This window comes from Desulfosporosinus nitroreducens (assembly GCF_023897015.1).
Lineage (GTDB): Bacteria > Bacillota > Desulfitobacteriia > Desulfitobacteriales > Desulfitobacteriaceae > Desulfosporosinus > Desulfosporosinus nitroreducens.
Map to the genome: position 1 here is coordinate 1 of NZ_JAMHFY010000086.1, position 1,395 is coordinate 1,395.

2 protein-coding genes are annotated in these 1,395 nt (G+C 39.8%); both read left to right on the plus strand.

Annotated elements, in window-relative coordinates:
• Window positions 1-90: 90 nt before the first annotated feature.
• Window positions 91-429 carry a transposase gene (locus M8E35_RS26255; RefSeq protein ID WP_252473918.1) on the plus strand — a complete coding sequence of 113 codons (339 nt, stop codon included), beginning with the start codon at window positions 91-93 and terminating at the stop codon, window positions 427-429.
• Complete coding sequence (locus tag M8E35_RS26260; protein ID WP_252473919.1) at window positions 383-1,270, plus strand: IS3 family transposase; 888 nt, start codon at window positions 383-385, stop codon at window positions 1,268-1,270. The genes M8E35_RS26255 and M8E35_RS26260 overlap by 47 nt, the downstream gene beginning before the upstream one ends.
• Window positions 1,271-1,395 lie beyond the last annotated feature (125 nt).

Consider the following 1,395-nt stretch of genomic DNA (forward strand, 5'->3'; position numbering starts at 1 on the left):
TATAATGGTCTAGGAAAACTCGACAAGATTTCTTGAAAAGATAATGAACCTGATATAATAAAACCACTAAAGAAAGCAGGTTTATTATTGATGAAGAAAAGAGTATTTAGCGCAGAATTTAAGGCGGAGATAGTTTTGGAGGTATTGCGAGGCGAAAAGGAACTAAACCAAATCGCCAGTGCCCATGAAATAGCGCCTAACCAGCTGCGGAACTGGAAAAATGAATTTTTGGCTAATGCAGCCAATGTATTTGATAACAAAAAGGACAAGGTATTGCAGGAGAAAGTTAAGGATCAGGAGCGGGAAAACGATAGCTTATATAAAAAAGTTGGTCAATTGACTACTCAAGTCGATTGGCTCAAAAAAAAATCTGAAGAAATTCTTGGACCTGACTGGGAGAGTCGGTTTACTCCACGCCCAAAAGGCTGAAATCAAGGATCATAAGAACATCGAAACTAACGAGAAACCACTACCCTTGTCCACCGTTGCCGGGCTTTTAGACGTCAACCGAACTAGCGTGTATTACGCACCAAAAGAGCCTTCTGACTTTGAAGTAATGGTCAAGCATAAAATTGATGCAATCCATACTGAAAGCCCATCTTGGGGCTCAAGGCAACTATCGAAAACATTGCAAAAACAAGGCATTAAGATCGGTAGGCTCAAAACAAGGAAGTATATGCAAGAGATGGGCATTGAAGCAATTTATCCGAAACCCAACCTATCTAAGCCCGCAAAGGGGCATAGAATATACCCTTATCTACTACGTAATGCTGTCATCAGCCGAGCAAATCAGGCCTGGTCGATCGATATCACCTACATCAAGCTAAGACGTGGATTCATATACTTAACTGCTATCATTGATTGGCACAGCAAGTGCATCGTTGGCTGGGAGCTGGATGACACGCTAACAACACGAATGGTTATCCAGGCCTTAAAGATGGCTTATGCTGTTGCAACACCAGAGATATTAAATTCCGATCAGGGCAGCCAATTTACAAGCCATGAATATATTGACTTTGTTATCAACAACAAGAGTAAAATTAGCATGGACGGTAAGGGTAGATGGGCTGACAACATTCCTATAGAGCGCTGGTTTAGGACACTTAAATATGATGAAGTCTACCTTAAGGACTATGAACATATCAAGGATGCTAGGAAACAAATTGGGGAGTTTATCCACAAATATAACTTTGTGAAATTACACTCAACTTTGAATTACGAGACACCAGCATTTAGATATTATCCTGCTTTACTACAAATGAGTGCGTAACCTACACCGGGTATACCACTACATCAAAATCAATGTGTTGCTCTAGCAAAAGGAATACTATTAATATGAAATATCTGGTACATTATCTTTTTGATTCTTTTTGTCTTTACATCCGAGCCACTATA